The organism is Sebaldella sp. S0638 (assembly GCF_024158605.1).
Classification (GTDB): domain Bacteria; phylum Fusobacteriota; class Fusobacteriia; order Fusobacteriales; family Leptotrichiaceae; genus Sebaldella.
In genome coordinates this window covers 1-3136 of record NZ_JAMZGM010000202.1, presented here as the reverse complement: position 1 = coordinate 3136, position 3136 = coordinate 1, and the positions used below count along the sequence as shown (strand labels likewise).

At 32.9% G+C, this 3136-nt stretch carries 4 protein-coding genes; all 4 read right to left on the bottom strand.

The window, feature by feature from the left end:
* Positions 1 to 313 precede the first annotated feature (313 nt).
* Entirely contained in the window at positions 314 to 970 is a 657-nt protein-coding gene (locus NK213_RS19410; protein WP_253352404.1) for an HD domain-containing protein, read from the bottom strand.
* A 2-nt stretch (positions 971 to 972) separates the two neighbouring features.
* Positions 973 to 1821: a zinc metalloprotease HtpX gene (gene htpX / locus NK213_RS19405; protein ID WP_253352402.1), complete on the bottom strand. Its 849-nt coding sequence runs from the start codon at positions 1819 to 1821 to the stop codon at positions 973 to 975.
* Between the two features lie 160 nt (positions 1822 to 1981).
* Positions 1982 to 2914, bottom strand: coding sequence for a site-specific integrase (locus NK213_RS19400; protein WP_253352400.1), 933 nt, complete (start codon positions 2912 to 2914; stop codon positions 1982 to 1984).
* Positions 2915 to 2931: 17 nt separating this feature from the next.
* Complete coding sequence (locus tag NK213_RS19395) at positions 2932 to 3102, bottom strand: hypothetical protein (RefSeq protein ID WP_253352398.1); 171 nt, start codon at positions 3100 to 3102, stop codon at positions 2932 to 2934.
* Positions 3103 to 3136: the final 34 nt, after the last annotated feature.

Sequence of the window (3136 nt, the reverse complement as noted above, 5' to 3'; positions counted from 1 at the left end):
ACGCTGAATCAGGAAGATAGTCTGCGGCTGAAAGACAGCGGAATATTCAAACTTGATATGGAAAAATGTCATTTATTTGACAAAGACACTGAAGAAGCCTTTTAAAACTAATAATATTATAAAAGGAAAAGTTCTCCAAATGAGCGAAGGAGCTGCTGTATGCAGCTCCTTTTATATGATATGTGAAAATAAAAGCCGCTCTGGAAATATCCGGCGGCTTTTTAGTCTATAGTTTTTGGGTTATTTAAGATTATTAATTTATTTTTACAGGAATAACCAGTTTTTTCCGGCATTTCTAAAAATTTATAAAAAACTAGATTTTTCCATCCCATTCGGAATAAAATTCATCCAGAAAAGAAAGCATGAATTCATGACGTTTTTCAGCTTTTTCTCTTCCTGTTTTCGTATTCATCTTGTCTTTTAACAGCAGAAGTTTTTCATAGAAATGATTGATTGTACTGCCGTTTTTACTTTTGTATTCTTCAAATGTGTTATGTATCTCATAAGGTACATCAGGATTGTACATTTCTCTTTTCATAAAACCGCCGTAAGCAAATGCCCGTCCAATACCCATAGCTCCTATCGCATCAAGTCTGTCGGCATCTTGTACTATCATGCCTTCTTTTGTGGTAATAGTATTTTCCACATTGGCACCTTTGAAAGAGATATTTTTTATAATATCTGCGACGTGTTCAATAGTTTTCTTATCTACATTCAGTCCTGACAGAAAGAAATCTGCTATTTCGGAACCTTTATCAAGATTTCCGTTATGAAATTTCCAGTCTGCTATATCATGAAGCAAGGCCGCGAGTTCCACTGTGAAAATATCACAATTTCCTTCATTTTCTGCAATATCAAGAGCGTTATTATATACTCTCAGAATATGCCACCAGTCATGCCCCGAACCTTCGCCTTCAAGCTTATTTTTTACATATTCTTTTGTTTTTTCTATAATCTCTTTATTAGTCATGTTTATCTCTCTGCCATCTGTTCAAGTCTTTTTATTCTTTCGCTTGTAGAAGGATGCGTTCTGAAAAGATTCGCAAAAGCGGCACCTGCATTAGCAAGAGGATTTACAATAAACATATGTGAATATGAAGGATTATTATGCTGCATAGGGACTCTTCTTCCGTAAGCTTCCAGTTTCTGTAAGGCATTTCTCAGATAGAGCGGATTCCCCGAAACCTCCGCACCGAATTGATCAGCAAGAAATTCTCTTTTTCTGGAAATACTCATCTGAACTATCATAGCAGCAACCGGAGCCAGCAGAACAAGCAAAAATGCAAATGGATTTGCCCCTCTGTCATTGTCGGAACGTCTTCCGCTGCCTGAATACATGGCAAATCTGCTCATGATAGAAATAGCACCTGCAAATATCGCTGCAATGGTACTAATAAGAATATCTCTGTGTTTGACATGTCCGAGTTCATGCCCGATAACTCCGCTTAATTCGGCATCATCCATAGTTTCCAAAAGACCGGCAGTAACAGCAACAGCTGCATGCTGTGGATTTCTTCCTGTAGCAAAAGCATTTGGCTGCATTTCAGGTATAAGATAGACTTTAGGCATAGGGAGATCGGCATTTCTTACAAGGGATCTGACTATGTTGTATACTCTCGGATTATTGTTTTCAGTAATCGGTTGTGCATTATAATTAGCAAGTACCATTTTGTCGCTGTTCCAGTAACTGAAAATATTTATTCCCGCAGCAAGAACAAGACCTATGACTGCACCGCTCTGTCCTCCGATGAAGTCACCTATAAACATGAAAATTAATATCAGAATAAACATTAAAAAAAATGTTTTTATTTGATTACCCATATTGAAACTCCTAATTTTATAATATTTTATTATATTATAATCCATAATCTATAAAATTTCTAGTCAATTCATGAAAAATGGTACTTTCAAATAATTGAAATAGATAATATCTTGTTTCTGTCGCCTTTTTGTCGCCTAAAATATAAAATGGCGACGTTTTTTATTTTAAGATTTTTTCAAAGAGGTTAACAGTGTTTTCAGTCATTTTTTTTGTAGCATGTGAATATCTATTAAGAGTTGTACTGATTTTCTTATGTCCAAGTCTTTTTGATACATCTATTATATTAGCCCCTGCTTCAAGTAATAATGTCGCATGAGTGTGTCTTAACATATGGAAATTAAATTTAAAGGGGAGTCCTTTATCTTCTAAATCTTGACACAAATTAGAAATATAAATACCAGGAATAGGGGATCCATTTTCTCTACATATAACAAAATCATAATTTTTATAATAATATTCATCATATATTTTTTTTAATTCTACTTGTTTTTCCTTTTCAGCGATCAGTATTTCTTTAAGCGTATTTCCAAAGCTAATTTCACGATATGATGAATTACTTTTAGTCGAGGTAAGGCTACAAATTCCTTTATAATATTGAAGATTATATTTAACTGAAATAGTATTTTTTTCAAAATTTATATTTTCCCATAGTAAAGCACAAATTTCTGAAACACGCATACCTGTGTGAAAAGCAATTAAAAATGCAAGTTTATAAAAATTTTTTTTAATGAATCCTAGCAAAATTTCAAATTGTTCTGGTGTTAATGTCTCTATTTTTTTTATTTCACCAGTTGTTTTTGGGATAGTTATATCCAGTAAAGGATTTTGATTTATATATTTACAAGGAAATATCGCATATTTAAGGGCAGATTTAAAAATTGCTTTGAATATTTTTAATGAATCGGTTGAAGTTCCATTTTTAAACCTTTTGTTTATGTAATCTTGAATGATTAAAGGGGTTAAAGTTTTTAATTTATATTTACCGAGTTCATTTTTAAGATGCCTGATAACCCCTAAATAGCTTAGCTGTGTATTATGTTTGCAATTAAGTAATACATAGTCATTATACCATTCGTCAAGGAAATCACTCAAGCTTATATTATTTTCTTTTATAATTCCACCATTCTCAAGTTCTGCTTGAGCTCTGTAATAAGCTTCTTGTGCTGATTTTTTGTGATAAATCCCCTTTTTTGCATTCTTTTTCTTTCCCCATTTACTTTACCCAATTCAATAACATAACCCCAACGAACCCCCTTCTTAGTGTCAAATTTCCTTATCATTTTTTTACTCCGAGCTCTTTTATATTATCTAAAT